Genomic DNA, 16,180 nt, shown 5'->3' with positions numbered 1-16,180 from the left:
TGAACGAGGGGCCGGGCCGGCCGTTGGTGCGGTGACCGCGTCAGGGCGCCGGGATCGGCAGCGGCGCGGTGTTCAGGGCGGGTACGTTCCAGCGCTGGGGGTTGGTGCGGTTGCAGTCCCACAGGTAGGGCTGGATGCCGCTGACCATGTCGCTCGCGTCGACACAGCGCCCGGAGACGGGGTTGTAGAGGCTGCCGTCGGCACGGGGCAGGAACTGCTGGTTGGGCTGGCCGTTGCAGGTGAAGAGCAGAATCAGGGTCCCGTTGGCGGTGCCGGTGTTGCTGGCGTCCAGGCACTTGCCCGCGACGCGGACCGTGCCGTCTGCGCGGATCTCGAACTTCTGGGCGGCACCGCCGTTGATCTCGTTGCAGTCGTAGACCTGGATCTTGTTGCCGTCCGCGTCGATGCCGTGTTCGTTGTCGAGGCACCGGCCGGTGGCACTGATGGTGATCTTGACAGTGGCTCCGGGGGCGGTCGGCGGGGCGGCGTACGGGTAGACGCCCAGGTTGCTGATCCCACCGGTGAAGCCGCCGGCGAAGTAGTCAGGCTGGGCACCGACCTGGTACCGACCGAGGACCAGTGGCCCGGCAGGGGCTGGGCTCAGGGCGGCCTGGTGGTTGCCGCTGGCGGCGAGGACGCCGTTGACGTACAGGCTCATGAGGCCGGTGTCCGCGTTGTAGACGGCGGTGAGCAGGGCCCACTTGCCCGGGGTGTAGCGGGCGGTCTCGTTCACGGCGTCGGACCAGTCGTACGGCCATCCTCCGTCGTCTGCCTTGGCGAGGGCGAAGCGCCAGTTGTTGTTGGCGGGGTCGGCGTAGAGGGTGAAAGCGCTGTTCCTGCTCCCGTCCTGGCTGGCGATGAGACCGCCCTGGGCACCGGGCTTGGCCCAGGTGGTGAGGGTGAAGCTCTTGCGGGTGTCGACGACCGGTCCGCCGGCCGTGATCGTCGCCTGGCTGCCGCCGAAGGCGGCGTAGGCGGTGCTCCGGCCGTTGATCGGCTCTGTGGGGAAGGTGACACCCGCCGTGGTGGCAGGGTAGTTGCCCACCGCGCTGGGGGTGGTGGTGCCGGTCTGGCCGGTCAGCTTCCACTGGGCCTTGGGCATGTTCAGGTTGCCCAGGGAGACCGGGGTCTGGTCGATACCGGTGACGGACGGGTGCGGCGCGGCACCGCCGACGCCGTTGAAGGCGACCAGCTGCTGGTTGGCGTCGACGGCCCACAGGTCGGGGATGCCGTCACCGCTGATGTCGCCGTCGGAACCGACCCGGGGGTAGAGCTTGGGGTCGGCCTTTCCGGTGATCGGACCCGCGGCCGGATCGGTGAAGCCCGTGAGGTCGGGGGACTGGGCGGTTCCCTTGACGGAGAAGGCGTGCAGGGTGCCATCAGCCTTGGACCGGGCCCACAGGGTCGGGAAGGCGGTGCCCTGGGCGCGGCCCGGGGTGATCAGGTCGTATCCGGACCAGCGCGTGTCATTGGCTGACAGCAGGACGGCCGGGGACGTCAGCTGGTTGGTCGATCCCGGCGAAGCCAGCCACAACCGGCCGTTCTCGACGAACAGCAGGGAGGAGCGCGGGAGTGCGCCAGATGTGTTCACCAGGTCGCCGTTGGGGGACCCGAAGGAGGCGATCTGCGTGACGTTGGCCCAGTTCGCACTGTAACCGTACGCCGTGCAGTCGATGGTGCCGCCCGACGGCAGGGCGCAGGCATTCGGCTTGACGACCACGCTGGGGGCCTGGCCGTCGAACTGGCCCCCGTTGCCGTCGTTGAGGTACTGGTGGAGGTCAGGGTTGCCGGGCTGGTGGGCGAGGAGGTCGTCGACCGTCTTGAGCCCGAGGCTGCCCCGGTGGCTGATCTGTATGCCGTTCCAGCCGTTGCCGCCCGGTGCCGGGCGGATCCGGGCGTTGGGTGCGGCGGCGGGGTCGGTTCCGCCACCGAACTGGCGCAGGTTGCCGGCGGAGTCGGGCAGCAGGACGTCGGCCTTGCGGTCCCCGCTGACGTCGCCGAAGACCGGGTCCGGGCTGTTCGGGTTGGAGGGGGCGTAGTAGGCGTACGCCACGGGCTGGGAGAGATTGCCCGCGACGTCCTGGGTCTGGAGGTAGAGGTAGTTGGTGCCCCAGCGTTGCGGGGTGAGTTTGACGGCGGCCGTACCGTTGGTCAGTTTGACGATTCCGGGCTCGCTGTCCGTGCACTTCCAGCTGGTGGAGGCGGCTCTGACCGGGTCGGTGGTCCAGCGGGCGCAGGCCAGACCGGAAGAGCGGCTGCCGTTGACGGGGATGGGGTCGGAGCCGGTGAGGGTGAAGGTGCCTTCCTGGCCGACGAGCTTCGGGTGCGCGCCGACGGTGCCCGAGGCGGGGAAGTCGGTGGAGGTGACGGCCGCGGTCGGCGGGGTGCTGTCGACGCGGAAGTAGCACCGTTCGGTGTTGTCGCTGGTGAGCGTTCCGTCGGTGGTGTTGGACCACCAGCCGTAGAGGTGTCCGTCGGCCAGCCGGCCGATGTCTACCGTGTGGTCACCACTACCGAGCCAGCCGGTCTGTACGTAGACGGAGTTGTTGCTGTCGGCGGTGTCCCAGTACTGGAACGTCGACTGGAGTTGCTGTCCGACCGGGGAGTTGGAAGCGGTCGTCAGGGTGATGTTGTTGTTGGCTCCCACCCAGCCCGCATTGTCCGCCGGGTTGGCCGCGTTGGGGGTGTTGCAGTCCGCGTAGGCGGAGGTGTCAGCGAACCCCGGTGTGGGGCGGGTGCGGGGGGAGGTGCTGGTGGGCCGGATGTCGTACGTCACCTTGATGTGCGGGTTGTTGCTGAACCGCTGCCGGTAGTACTTGTTGTACTCGTCGTCCGGTGCCAGGCCGACGGTGAACTGCGGCCACCGGTCTCGTGCCGCGTACTTCATCTGGGCCGTGACGTCGTACTGGATGTCACCGGTGCCCGAGATGTTGATGCCGCCGATCTTGGCGCATCCGCCCATCCGGGAGTTGCCGTCACAGGGCTGGTTGTTCCAGCTGGTCGGGTTGCCGATGGGGTTGGTGATGTAGAGGCCCATGGGCGTGGGCTGCGAGGGGCTGGAAGACGTGACGACCGTGGCGTTCAGCCGCGCGTCCAGCACCTCGGCGCCGTAGAGCGCGGAACTGACACCGATCTGGAAGTAGGCCCGCTCGCGGCCGAACCGAGCACATGCGTAGGGTGCCGAGCTGAAGCCGCAGTAGCCGGCCGCGGGCTTGTCCTGGCCGTTCGCGGTTCCGTTGAACTCGTTGGTGTCGGGGTACGCCTCCTGGACCTGGGACCAGGCCAGGGTGCCGTTGTCCACACTGGGGTTCCACCCCGGGTCGATGTACCAGGGGCCGGTGCCCTGACCGAGGAGCGCCGCGTCGGGAACGAGCTGGATGCCGCCCGCGTCGACGGTCGTCGCGATCGGTGCGACGGCAGCGCCGGTGCCTGGGCCGTTGGGCGTGGACGGCGTGGCCTGCTCCCCGGCCTTCACCTCTGCCGCCGCGGCGGCGGACCGCTGGGTCTTCGCGCCGTCTGTCTTCGCGGTGGGCGTCTGCGCGGCGTTGTTCGAGGAGTCCCACATCAGCGGGGCGGGGGCGGAGAAACGGCTCTTCCCGCGGGTGTCGTCGGCCTTGAGGTTTCCGGCTGCGTCCGCGGACACGACCAGCCCGTTCGCCTCGATGCCGAACTGGAGCTTGCGGATGGCGGGGTTCGCGGCGGCCGCCGCCGTGTGGACGACCAGGACCTGACGCCAGCCGCCCACCGGGGTGGCCGTCAGCTGGAGATCGACATCCGGCAGGACCTGCTGGTACAGCGCACTGGCGCCGTTGAGGAGGGGCTTGGGCAGCGGGAAAGGGGCCTTGAGGGCCAACTGCTTGCCGTCGGCCGTGACCATCGTCGCCATGGGGCCGTTTCCGCCGCCGGAGAAGCTCAGCTTCGAAGCGGCCAGGACCGGTGCGACGGTCCCGTCGGTGTTCGTGCGCAGGGTGGCGTCGAGCCCGTGCCACCGTCCGTCCGCACCCTTGGCCCGCTCGGGAACCGGGGTCGAGTCGCTGGTCAGCGTGCCGTCAGGGTTGGCGGATGTCTGGGAGTTGCCCGTGGTGAGATGCTCGATCGCCACCGGCTTTCCGCTGCTCTTCGCCGCAGCACGGGCGCTCTCGACGGCCTTCTGCTCGGTGGACGGCGCGGGCCGGGACGTGGGTGCGGGCCACCGGGTTTCGGACGGTCCGTAGTCGGAACGCCCGGCCGCGAGGGCGGGTGGGCCGAGCAGGACACCGGAACCGAGGGAGAGCGCGACAGCGCCTGCGACGGGCAGCATCGCGATGCGACTGGCTCCCCGTCTGCGGCCCCCCGGCCTTGCTGCGCGTGATGGAAGAAACGACGGCCTCACGTTGAGAGCCCCCCTGAGCTGTGAGACGGACATAAGCCTGCCGCACGGTTCCTTCACTCAAGCAACTTTGTCAACGACTCGCACCTGACCGCTGTCTGATTCGGGAAGATAGAAGTGTTATGTCGCCCATGTGACCATGATCATGTGAAAAAATTCTAAGAATTTCCTAGGTGGACCGAACATCCGTTCCCTAGAGTGCCTGGGATCTGGGCCGCGAGGGGCCCTTTCTCATGTCTGTCTGCATCCCGTGGGGGGATTCTCGTTGTTTTGTAGGGGTGGGTTTCTCGTGCGCTCGCGCACCGCGAGATCGCGTGTCGCGATCTCTGCGGTGATCGCGGTGCTCGTCTCTGGCCTGGGGCTTCCCGTGGCCGAGGCGGCTGACAAGCCGCCAAAGGTCTGGGCGCCACCGAACACGCCACTGGCCGGAACCAAACCGGTGAAGGGGTCGTCCGCAAAGCCTGCGGCTGAAAAGAGCAATGCTGGCCGAAAATGGACTCCAGAGGTGGGTCGCAGTAAAACCCCGGCCGGTGTCGCGAATGTTTCCTTGAACGGAAGTAGCGACCTCCGAGGGCTTCCGGGCTCGGGTTCCGTACAGGCCGGGTCACTTCCCGTTTGGCTCGCGACAGGAAACGGAGGAAATAATTCCGCCCGGGTCAAGGGTGTCGGCCCGGTGAAGGACCCGGGCGACGGCCTGCGGGTCGAGGTGAAGGACGAGGCCACCACCCGGGCCAGCGGAGTCAGCGGCGCCCTGGTCTCCGTTACCGAGAACACGGCCGGAGCGGCCGAGGGCAAGCTGGAACTGGGCCTTGACGTCTCGGCCTGGGCAAAGGCCGCCGGTGCCAACTGGGCCGATCGCGCCCGCGTGGTCCAGCTGCCCGCATGCGCCCTCACCACCCCCGGAGCACCGGGATGTACCGCGCGCAAGCCCGTCGCCGCGCATCGCGACGCGGCCGGCCGGCTGGCCGCCGAGGTCGCCGTCCCGCAGGCTCCGGGCACTTCCGCCATGGTGCTGAAGCCCGGCGCGCGGTCGAGTGCGTCCCTGTTCGCGGTACCGCAGGGCGTCGTCCTCGCCGTCGAGCCCGGCCCGGCCGGCGCCAGCGGTGACTTCACCGCCACGCCCCTGCTGCCCTCCGCCTCATGGCAGGCCGGAGCCAACGCGGGCAACTTCACCTACGGCTATACGGTCGAGATCCCGTCCGCGATCGCCGGCCAGGCACCGGACATCTCCCTCGGCTACGACTCCGCCTCGATCGACGGCCGCACCGCGTCCACCAACGCACAGGCCGGAATGATCGGCGAGGGCTGGGACTGGCACCCCGGGGCGATCACCCGCACCTACAAGAGTTGCAAGGACGCCGGGATCAAGGACTCCGGTGACGAGTGCTGGGGCGGAGACATCCTCTCCCTCAACCTGGCCGGGCATGCCGGCCAGATCGTCCGTGACGACGCCACCTGCGTCTACCACGTCAAGGGCGAGGACGGCACGAAGGTCGAGCGGCTGACCGGTCAGCGGAACTCCGCCTGGAAGGGCGAGGGCTTCAAGGTCACCACCACCGACGGCACCCAGTACTACTTCGGCTCCAACCGCCTGCCCGGCGGTGACGGTACCGACCCGGAGGCCAAGTCCGTCTCCACCGTGCCGGTCTACTTCAACAGCGGCCAGGACAAGTGCCTCGGCGCCCAGACCCCCGCGAACGGCTCGTGGGTACAGATGGGCTGGCAGTGGAACCTCGACTACGTCGTGGACACCCACCAGAACCTGATCTCGTACCGCTACGAGCAGGAGAACAACTACTACGGGCGCGGTGGCGGCCAGAACAACGGCAACGGCACGCTGACGCAGTACCAGCGCGGCAGCTACCCCACCTGGATCGGATACGGCCAGCGCCTGCCCGAGCAGATCGCCGCGAAGGGCTCGGCCAAGCCGGCCGCCCAGATCGTGCTCAAGAACAACGAGCGCTGCGTGCCCGGCGGCACCGTCACCTGCGACCCGGCCCAGCGCAACAAGACCAACGCCAAGTCCTGGCCCGACACCCCGGTCGACCAGGAGTGCGCGGCCAGCGGGCAGTGTCTGAACCTGTCGCCGACCTACTTCACCACCAAGAAGTTCTACGAGATCTACACCGAAGTACGCGTCGGCACCGCCTGGGTGAAGGTCGACTCGTACGCGCTCAAGCAGTCCTTCCAGGACCCGGGCGACGGGACCTCGCCGACCCTGTGGCTGGACTCGATCCAGCGCACCGGCTCGAACGGCAAGACCTCGCAGACTCTTCCGGCGGTGTCCTTCGCGCCGCTCCAGATGGCGAACCGCGTCGACGGCGTCGTCAAGCGGCCGGACGGAACGGAGGCGTCCGCGCCGTCGTACAACCGCCCCCGCATCCAGACGATCACCACCGAGACCGGTGGCCGCATCAACGTCGTCTACAAGCCGGCGGAGTGCTCCCGGCTGAAGAACACCATGCCGCCCTCCGAGGACGGCAACACGATGGCCTGCATGCCGGTCAAGTGGTATCTGCCCGGCCAGTCCTACGAGGACCCGGTCAACGACTGGTTCAACAAGGTCGTCGTCCAGTCCGTCACCCAGCAGGACATGGTGGCGGGCCAGGTCGCCACGGTCACCGAGTACGAGTACGGCGGCGGGATCGCCTGGCACCGCAACGACTCCGAGGGCGCCGACGCCAAGACCCGCACCTGGGACCAGTTCCGCGGCTTCGCCACGGTCACCACCCGCACCGGCAACGGTGGTCCGGGTGACGGTCCCCGTACCAAGTCGGTGGCCACCTTCCTCCGCGGCATGGACGGTGACGTCCTGGCCAACGGCTCGAAGCGCAGCGTCAAGATCGGCGACTCCCAGGGCGGCTCCATCACGGACGAAGACGTCCTCGCCGGATTCGTCCGCCAGACCGAGACGTACGACGCCGACAACGGCAGCGTCGTCGCCGACGAGGTCACCACTCCCTGGCTCGGCCCCGTCACCGCCACCCGTGCCCAGTCCGGCGGCATGCCGGCGATCACCGCCCGTGCGATGAACACCGGCAAGGTCACCGGCCGCGCCAAGCTGGCCAACGGCAGCTGGCGTACCAGCGAGCGCACCTCCACATACGACGGCACGCTCGCCGCGCGCCCGCTCCAGGTCGACGACAAGAGCGACGTCTCCCGCCCCGACCAGCGGCTGTGCACCACCTTCGAGTACGCCACCGGGCCGGGCGGGGCGATCACCGAACTGCCGTCCCGCACCCTCGTGCTCACCGGAGCCTGCGGGCAGACCCCGACCGCGGCCAACACCGTGGGCGACACCCGCGCCTACTTCGACAACCTGCCTCTCGGCCAGGCGGCCGCGACCGCCGACCAGACCGGCAACGAGGTCCTCGAGAAGTACGACGCCGACGGCAAGCCCGTCTACCGCCTGAACTCGACCTCCACCTTCGACGCGTACGGCCGTGTCACCAGCACCACCAACAAGGTGCGCAAGGACGCTGCCCACCCGGACGGCGCGGTCACCAGGACCGAGTACAAGCCGGCCACCGGCTTCCTGCCCACCGAGGTCGTCCACACCAACCCGCTGGGCTGGAAGACGTCCAACACCCTCGACCCCGGCCGCTCCCTCCCCCTCAAGACCACAGATGAGAACGGCCACGTCGGCGAACGCGACTACGACGCCTTCGGCCGGGTCGTCGCCGTCTGGCAGCCGGGTCAGGAGCGCGCGAAGTCCTTCAAGGCGGTCCGTGAGTTCTCGTACGCGATGAACGGCGTCAACGCGCCGTCCACCGTACTGAGCAAGGCCCTCATGACGGACGGCCAGACCTACGCCTCCACCTACACCCTCTACGACGGCCTCGGCCGTATCCGTCAGACGCAGGCAACCCCGGGCTCCGGTGTCACCGGCCGTCTGATCACGGACGCGTTCTTCGACTCGCACGGCCGTCAGGCCAAGACCAGCGCCGCCTACTACAACGACGAGAAGGACCCGTCGGGCGCCCTCTTCCTGCCCAACGGCGGAGTGAACCCGGACAGCAAGGTCCCGGCGCAGAGCGTCAAGGTCTTCGACGGCCTCGGCCGGACCACGGCCTCCGTCTTCCAGTCCTTCGGCGTCGAGCAGTGGCGCGCGAAGACCGAGTACCCGGGCGCCGACGAGGTCCGCAGCATCCCGCCGAACGGCGGCTACGCCACGGCGCGCATCACCAACGGGACGACGTCCGTCCTGCGCCAGTACAAGAGCAACACCCCGACCGGCGCGTACGACGAGACGACGTACGAGTCGAACGCGCAGGGCAAGGAGGTGCGCCGCAGGGACTCGGCGGGCAACGAGTGGACCTTCACCTACGACCTCCTGGGCCGTACGGTGCGGACCACGGACCCCGACGCGGGTACGGCGACCACGTCCTTCGACGACAGCCGCAACCTCGTCACGGCCACCGACGCCCGTGGCAAGAGCGCCACGACGGTCACCGACCTCCTGGGCCGGACCATGGCCACCTATGAGGGAACGGCCGTCGATCCCGCCAAGCAGGTCAGCGCGTTCACCTATGACTCCCTTGTCCTGGGCAAGCCCACTGCCAGCACCCGCTACGTCGGGGGCGCGGCCGGCAGCGCCTACGTCACGGAGATCACCGGCTACGACGGTGGCTACCGTTCTCTCGGTACGAAGACGACCATCCCGGGCAAGGAGGGCAAGCTTCAGGGCGTCTACGAGACGACCAACACCTACAGCCCGTACGGGGAGCTGCAGAAGACCACTCTCCCGGCGGTCCCCGAGGCCGGCCTCAAGGCCGAGACCCTCACCTACAACGTCGACATTGTGGGCAACCTGCTCGCTCTGGACGGCACCATCGACTCGGCGATGACGCCGTACCTGGTCGACGTCCGCTACGACGCCTTCGGCCGCCCGACCCGCAACACGGTCGGCAACTCCGGTCGGCAGATCGTCTCGACGGTCGACTACGACGCCGCGACGGGCCGTCCGGTCCGCTCGACCCTGGACAAGCAGACGGCGGCGCGCACGAGCGTGGACGTCCTGGACTACACCTACAACCAGGTCGGCCAGCTCACCTCGGTCAGCGACACCCAGGACGGCGCCGCGCGTGACCTGCAGTGCTTCACCACCGACTACCTGGGCCGGCTGACGCAGGCATGGACGGACACGGGCGCCCAGGTCACGGCGCCGCAACCCAGCGTCCGCGGGATCGGCGGCTGCGCCAACAGCGGCGGCCCGGCGGTCGACGGCACCGGCAAGCCGAGCGTGGGAGGCCCGGCGCCGTACTGGCAGCAGTTCGAGTACGACAACCTCGGCAACCGCAAGAAGCTGGTCAAGAAGGACGTCACCGGCGACCCGGCCAAGGACACGACGGTCACCCAGACCTTCGGAACCGGCCCCAACATCCCGTCCACCGACCCGAAGACGGGCGGTGGCACCGGCGGGCCGCACGCGCTGATGACCTCCACGGAGACCGGCCCGTCCGGCACCAAGGTCACCTCGTACACGTACGACGCCACCGGCAACACGACGTCCATCACCAGCACTCCGGGAACGAAGACCCTCACCTGGAACGACCAGGGCAAGCTGGACAAGCTCACGGGCACCGGCGAAAGCGCGGGCACGAGCTACCTGTACGACACGGGCGGCAACCAGCTGATCCGCCGGGACCCGGGGAAGACCACCCTCAACCTCGGCACCGACCAGATCACCCTGGAAGCGGGCTCCAACAAGGTCACCAACGTCCGCACCTATCCGGCGGGCGGCGGCCTCTCCGTCACCCGCACGACCACGGGCGGCACGTCGAACCTGGCGTACCAGTTCTCGGACCACCACGGCACGAACGGCATCCAGTTCAACGCCGCTGACCTGGCCCAGGTGCGCCGCCCCTCGGACCCCTTCGGCAACGAGCGCGGCACACAGCCGACGCAGGGAGCCTGGGCCGGCGACAAGGGTTTCGTCGGCGGCATCAAGGAGGCCGCCACCGGCTTCACCCTCCTGGGGGCCCGCGAGTACGACCCGACGACGGGCCGCTTCATCAGCCCGGACCCGCTGATCGACGCGGGCGACCCGCAGCAGTGGAACGCGTACGCCTACTCGAACAACAACCCGGTCAACGCGTCGGACCCCAGCGGCAAGATGTTCACCTGCGAGGGGAGCGCGTGCGACGAGAGCCACCCGGGCTGGGAAGAGAGTGAGTCCCACGTAAGCCACTGGTACGACGACGACGAAGCCGAGGCGAGCCGCGCGCTCTCGCACGCGAACAACACCCTGTCGTCGGCGAAGAAGAGGCGGGAAGAACTGGTCCACCAGGTCATCGACCTGGTAGCCGACCTGATCGGGTTCAACGACGCCCGCGACTGCTTCACCAAGGGCGACGTGATGGCCTGCATCAACACGGCCCTCAACGCGGTGCCGTGGGGCAAGCTCTTCAAGGCCGTCAAGATCGGCATCAAGGCATTCAAGATCTACAAGGAGGTCAACAAGGCGTACGACGCCATCCACGCGGCGGAACGGGGAGCTGCGGAGGCAGCGAGCGCCTTCAGCAAGGTCAAGAAGGCGGTTTCCGAAGCCCGGACGGCGGAAGCCAAGGCAGCGAAGGCGGCAGAAGAGAAGGCGGTCAAGGAGACAGCCAGCGACGCCGCAGGAACCGAGAGCAAGGCGGCGAAGGGCGAAGCGGACGCGGCCAAGAGCGAGTCCTCTTCGGGCAGGGGCGGTGAGTCCGACGCGCCTTCAGGCCCGACGAAGTGCAACAGCTTCCCCGCTGGCCTCCGCGTCCTGATGGCCGACGGCACCACCAAGGCCATCGAGGACGTCCATGACGGTGACACCGTCATGGCGACCGACCCCCAGACGGGCGAAACCACCCCCAAGACCGTCACCGCGACGATCACCACCCCCGACGACAAGGACTTCACCGACCTCACCCTCACCGACGACGCCAACCCCCGCGGCCCGCCCGCGAAGATCACCTCCACCTACCACCACCCCTACTGGAGCGAATCCCGCCACCAGTGGGTCGACGCCGGCGAACTGACCCCGTCCGAACACCTCCGCCAGCCGGACGGCACCACCCTCACGGTCGAGTCGGTCCACAACTACCCGTACGCCGTCACCACCCACAACCTCACGGTCGCGGACCTCCACACGTACTATGTTGTGGCGGGCAGCGTTCCGGTCCTGGTCCACAACTGTGACGCGAACACTGACGGCTATCTGTATCGCGGTGTCGTCAAGGGGCACCATAGCTATGCAACCGCTGCGGAAGGCCGTGCGGTGCCACGAGGAAACGGCACGGACATCCACGGCCACTCGGGTGGCAACTCCACGGATACTGTCTTCACGTCGTGGTCGGACGACCCAGAAGTCGCCGTTTTTGGTGCCCAAAACCGGGGGGACGACTGGGTTGGGGAAGGTGTGATGCTGCGCATTAAACTGGGAAATATAGATCCCGCTATAGGGCCGTCGAGAAACATTCAAATCCACGGCAGCGAGTATGAAAGGTTCTTCGAAGACGAGCATCTGATCGTTGGTGAAATTCTGGCCGACGACATCAGCTTCGACTTCGGGCAAACTTGGTCACCCGTTAGGCGGCGATGAGTGAACGAAGTATCCGCGAGTGAACTGCTCGCCGCATTCGAATCCAACTCCGATGCCAGCACTCAGGCCAAGAATGCATTGCTTTCTGGAGCGTCTTTCGAAGTCTGGCTGGAGCCCCTTCCAGCGTCGAAGCTTCGAGGCATCCTTCGCGGGAGGTTGAGGAGCTTGGAGCGGCGCGGCAATCCGGTTGTAGGGGCCACGGAATGCCTTGCGAGCCTTGCCGAAAAGGGCGAGCTGGGCCTTCTTGTGGCCTATGTAGACGATCGCGAACGAGCCGGATACCTCTTCCCTCTCTACCTCGATCCGCAACCGCTCAAAGTGGTGGGATGTATAGGGTTTGGCTCTTCCTCTGAAAGTGATCCCACCAACGGTCCTGAGTAGCATCGAAGGCAGGGGAAGCGTTGCGGCAGCCCAGCGGCCCCACCGGATCTGTTTCCGGTGGGACCGCTGGATCTTTGATGGACGTCGGCTTTTGTTGCATCATCACCGTGAATAGGCTGGCGTCCTCGCCGTCTCAGTGTGCGAGGAGGCCGGGCCTGCATGGTGGAGAAGGAGGTGCGGAGGGTGCCGCTTGCGGATTTGAGGGCCTAGGCGGAATCGCCTTCCAGGTTGCCCTCCGTGGTGAGGTAGACCTCGCGGAGGGATTCGAGGATCTGGGGGTCCGGCTTTTCCCACATGCCGCGGGATTCGGCTTCCAGGAGGCGTTCCGCGATGCCGTGGAGGGCCCAGGGGTTGGCCTCTTCGAGGAAGGCGCGGTTCTCCGGGTCCAGGACGTAGGTCTCCGTGAGCTTGTCGTACATCCAGTCCGCTACGACGCCCGTCGTGGCGTCGTAGCCGAAGAGGTAGTCGACCGTCGCCGCGAGTTCGAAGGCGCCCTTGTAGCCGTGGCGGCGCATCGCCTCGATCCACTTGGGGTTGACGACGCGGGCCCGGAAGACCCGGCTGGTTTCCTCGACGAGGGTGCGGGTCTTGACCGTCTCCGGGCGGGTGGAGTCGCCGATGTACGCCTCGGGGGCCGTGCCGCGCAGGGCGCGGACCGTGGCCACCATGCCGCCGTGGTACTGGAAGTAGTCGTCCGAGTCGGCGATGTCGTGTTCGCGGGTGTCGGTGTTCTTGGCGGCGACGGTGATGCGCTTGTAGGCGGTCTCCATCTCCGTGCGGGCCGGGCGGCCTTCGAGGCCGCGGCCGTAGGCGTAGCCGCCCCAGACCGTGTAGACCTCCGCGAGGTCGGCGTCGGTGCGCCAGTCGCGGGAGTCGATCAGCTGGAGGATGCCCGCGCCGTAGGTGCCGGGGCGGGAGCCGAAGATGCGGGTGGTGGCCTTGCGTTCGTCGCCGTGGGCGGCGAGGTCGGCCTGGGCGTGGGCCCGGACGAAGTTGGATTCGGCCGGCTCGTCCAGGGAGGCCGCCAGGCGGACCGCGTCGTCCAGGAGGCCGATGACGTGCGGGAAGGCGTCGCGGAAGAAGCCCGAGATGCGGAGGGTGACGTCGATGCGGGGGCGGTTCAGTTCGGACAGCGGGATCGCCTCGACGCCCGTGACGCGGCGGGACGCCTCGTCCCAGACCGGGCGGACGCCCAGGAGGGCGAGGGCTTCGGCGACGTCGTCGCCCGCCGTGCGCATCGCGCTCGTGCCCCACAGGGACAGGCCGACCGAGGCGGGCCAATCGTCGTCGTGGTCGGCGCGGTAGCGGGTCAGCAGGGAGTCGGCCAGGGCCTGGCCCGTTTCCCAGGCGAGGCGGGAGGGGACGGCCTTCGGGTCCACCGAGTAGAAGTTGCGGCCGGTCGGCAGGACGTTGACCAGGCCGCGGAGGGGGGAGCCGGAGGGGCCGGCCGGGACGAAGCCGCCGTCCAGGGCGCGGACGACGTGCGTGATCTCGTCCGTGGTGCCGGCCAGGCGGGGGACCACCTCGTTCGCGGCGAAGGTGAGGATGTCGGAGACCGCCTGGGGGTGGCCCGCCGAGACGGTGGCGACCGCCGACGGGTCCCAGTTCGCGTCCTCCATCGATTGGACCAGGGCGCGGGCCTGCTCCTCGATGGTGTCCGCCGCCGTGCGGGTCGCTGCGGACTCGTCGAGGCCGAGAGCCTCGCGCAGACCCGGCAGGGCGGTGGTGCCGCCCCAGATCTGGCGGGCGCGGAGGATGGAGAGGACCAGGTTGACGCGGGCCTCACCGGTGGGGGCGCCGCCCAGGACGTGCAGACCGTCGCGGATCTGGGCGTCCTTGACCTCGCACAGCCAGCCGTCGACGTGGAGGAGGAAGTCGTCGAAGCCCTCGTCGTCGGGGCGTTCCTCCAGCCCGAGGTCGTGGTCGAGCTTCGCCGCCTGGATCAGGGTCCAGATCTGGGCGCGGATCGCGGGGAGCTTGGACGGGTCCATCGCGCTGATCTGCGCGTACTCGTCCAGGTGCTGCTCCAGGCGGGCGATGTCGCCGTACGACTCCGCGCGCGCCATCGGCGGGACCAGGTGGTCGACCAGGGTGGCGTGCACCCGGCGCTTGGCCTGGGTGCCCTCGCCCGGGTCGTTGACCAGGAACGGGTAGACGAGGGGCAGGTCGCCCAGGGCCGCGTCGGGCGAACAGGAGGCGGACAGACCGGCGTTCTTGCCGGGCAGCCACTCCAGGTTGCCGTGCTTGCCCAGGTGGATCATCGCGTCGGCGCCGAAGCCGCCGTCCGCCGCGGCCGCCTGGATCCAGCGGTACGCCGCCAGGTAGTGGTGCGAGGGCGGCAGGTCCGGGTCGTGGTAGATCGCGATCGGGTTCTCGCCGAAGCCGCGCGGAGGCTGGATGAGGATCAGGAGGTTGCCGCGGCGGAGCGCGGCGAGGACGATGTCGCCCTCGGGGTTGGCGGAGCGGTCGACGAACATGTTGCCGGGGGCCTCGCCCCAGTGTTCCTCGACGCTTTCGCGCAGCTCGGCGGGGAGTTCGGCGAACCAGCGCTTGTAGTCGGCGGCGGCGATGCGGACGGGGTTACGCGCCAGCTGCTCCTCGGTGAGCCAGTCCTGGTCGTGGCCGCCGGCCTCGATCAGGGCGCGGATCAGCTCGTCGCCGTCACCGGAGACCAGGCCGGGGATGTCGGCCGCGGGGCCGAAGTCGTAGCCGGCGGAGATGAGGGTGCGCAGGAGTTCCACCGCGCTGGCCGGGGTGTCGAGGCCGACCGCGTTGCCGATGCGGGAGTGCTTGGTGGGGTACGCGGACAGGACGAGGGCGATCCGCTTGTCCTGGGGGGCGATGTGGCGCAGCCGGGCGTGGCGCACCGCGATACCGGCGACGCGGGCGGCGCGCTCGGCGTCGGCCACGTAGGCGGGCAGGCCGTCCTCGTCGATCTCCTTGAAGGAGAACGGGACGGTGATCAGCCGGCCGTCGAACTCCGGCACGGCGACCTGGGTCGCGGCGTCGAGCGGGGACAGGCCCTCGTCGTTCTCCTCCCAGTTGCCGCGCGAGCCCGTCAGGCACAGGGCCTGGAGGATCGGCACGCCGAGGCCGGCCAGGGCGCCCGCGTCCCAGGACTCGTCGTCCCCGCCCGCGGAGGCGGTGGCGGGACGGGTGCCGCCGGCGGCGAGGACGGTGGTGATGACGGCGTCCGCCGGCTCCAGGGCCTGGAGCAGCTCCGGTTCGGGGGCGCGCAGGGAGGAGACGTAGAGGGGGAGCGGACGGCCGCCCTTGGCCTCGATGGCGTCGCAGAGGGCGTGGACGAAGGCCGTGTTGCCGCTCATCTGGTGGGCGCGGTAGTAGAGCACCGCGACCTGCGGGCCGGTCGCCTCGGTGGCCGGACGCTCCAGGGGACCCCAGGTGGGGGAGGCGGCCGGGGGCTCGAAGCCGTGGCCGGTGAGCAGGACGGTGTCGGACAGGAACCGGGCCAGCTGGCCGAGGTTGGCCGGCCCGCCGTGGGCGAGGTAGCGATGCGCCTCCGCGGCGATGCCGATCGGGACGGTGGACGCCTCCATCAGCTGGGCGTCCGGGGCCTGTTCGCCGGTCAGGACCACCACCGGGCGGGTCTGGCCGGGGGCGAGGAGCACGTCCAGGCCGTCCTGCCAGGCGCGCAGGCCGCCGAGGAGGCGGACGACGACCAGCTCGGCGCCGTCGAGGAGGCCGGGGAGGTCGTCGAGGGGCAGCCGGGAGGGGTTCGCGAACCGGTACGGCACGGGGCCGTCGGCGGTGTTCGCGGCGCGGGCGCTGAGCAGATCGGTGTCGGACGTCGACAGCAGCAGGATCATGCGGCGGCATGCCTTCCTCGGGGTTTC

4 protein-coding genes are annotated in these 16,180 nt (G+C 69.0%); 2 read left to right on the top strand and 2 right to left on the bottom strand.

All coding sequences use genetic code 11. From position 1 onward, the window contains the following. Positions 1–40 precede the first annotated feature (40 nt). The gene (locus ABZ716_RS15730) at positions 41–4,300 is read right to left on the bottom strand and encodes a ricin-type beta-trefoil lectin domain protein (RefSeq protein WP_358959413.1); all 4,260 of its coding nucleotides are present in this window, start codon (positions 4,298–4,300) and stop codon (positions 41–43) included. A 742-nt stretch (positions 4,301–5,042) separates the two neighbouring features. Here ABZ716_RS15730 and ABZ716_RS15725 point away from each other — a divergent pair. After that, entirely contained in the window at positions 5,043–11,945 is a 6,903-nt protein-coding gene (locus ABZ716_RS15725) for a polymorphic toxin-type HINT domain-containing protein (protein WP_358959410.1), read from the top strand. Then, positions 11,946–12,326, top strand: a complete 381-nt coding sequence (locus ABZ716_RS15720; protein ID WP_358959408.1) for a hypothetical protein — start codon at positions 11,946–11,948, stop codon at positions 12,324–12,326. A gap of 206 nt (positions 12,327–12,532) precedes the next feature. On the opposite strand, the gene cobN is transcribed toward ABZ716_RS15720, so the two are convergent. Continuing rightward, positions 12,533–16,153 (bottom strand): cobaltochelatase subunit CobN, encoded by a 3,621-nt coding sequence (cobN, locus tag ABZ716_RS15715; protein WP_358959405.1) that lies wholly within the window; start codon positions 16,151–16,153, stop codon positions 12,533–12,535. Positions 16,154–16,180: the final 27 nt, after the last annotated feature.

Source organism: Streptomyces sp. NPDC006687, from assembly GCF_040636215.1.
Classification (GTDB): Bacteria; Actinomycetota; Actinomycetes; order Streptomycetales; family Streptomycetaceae; genus Streptomyces.
Note: the sequence above shows the minus strand (reverse complement) of the source record. Positions and strands in the feature narration are given on the sequence as shown.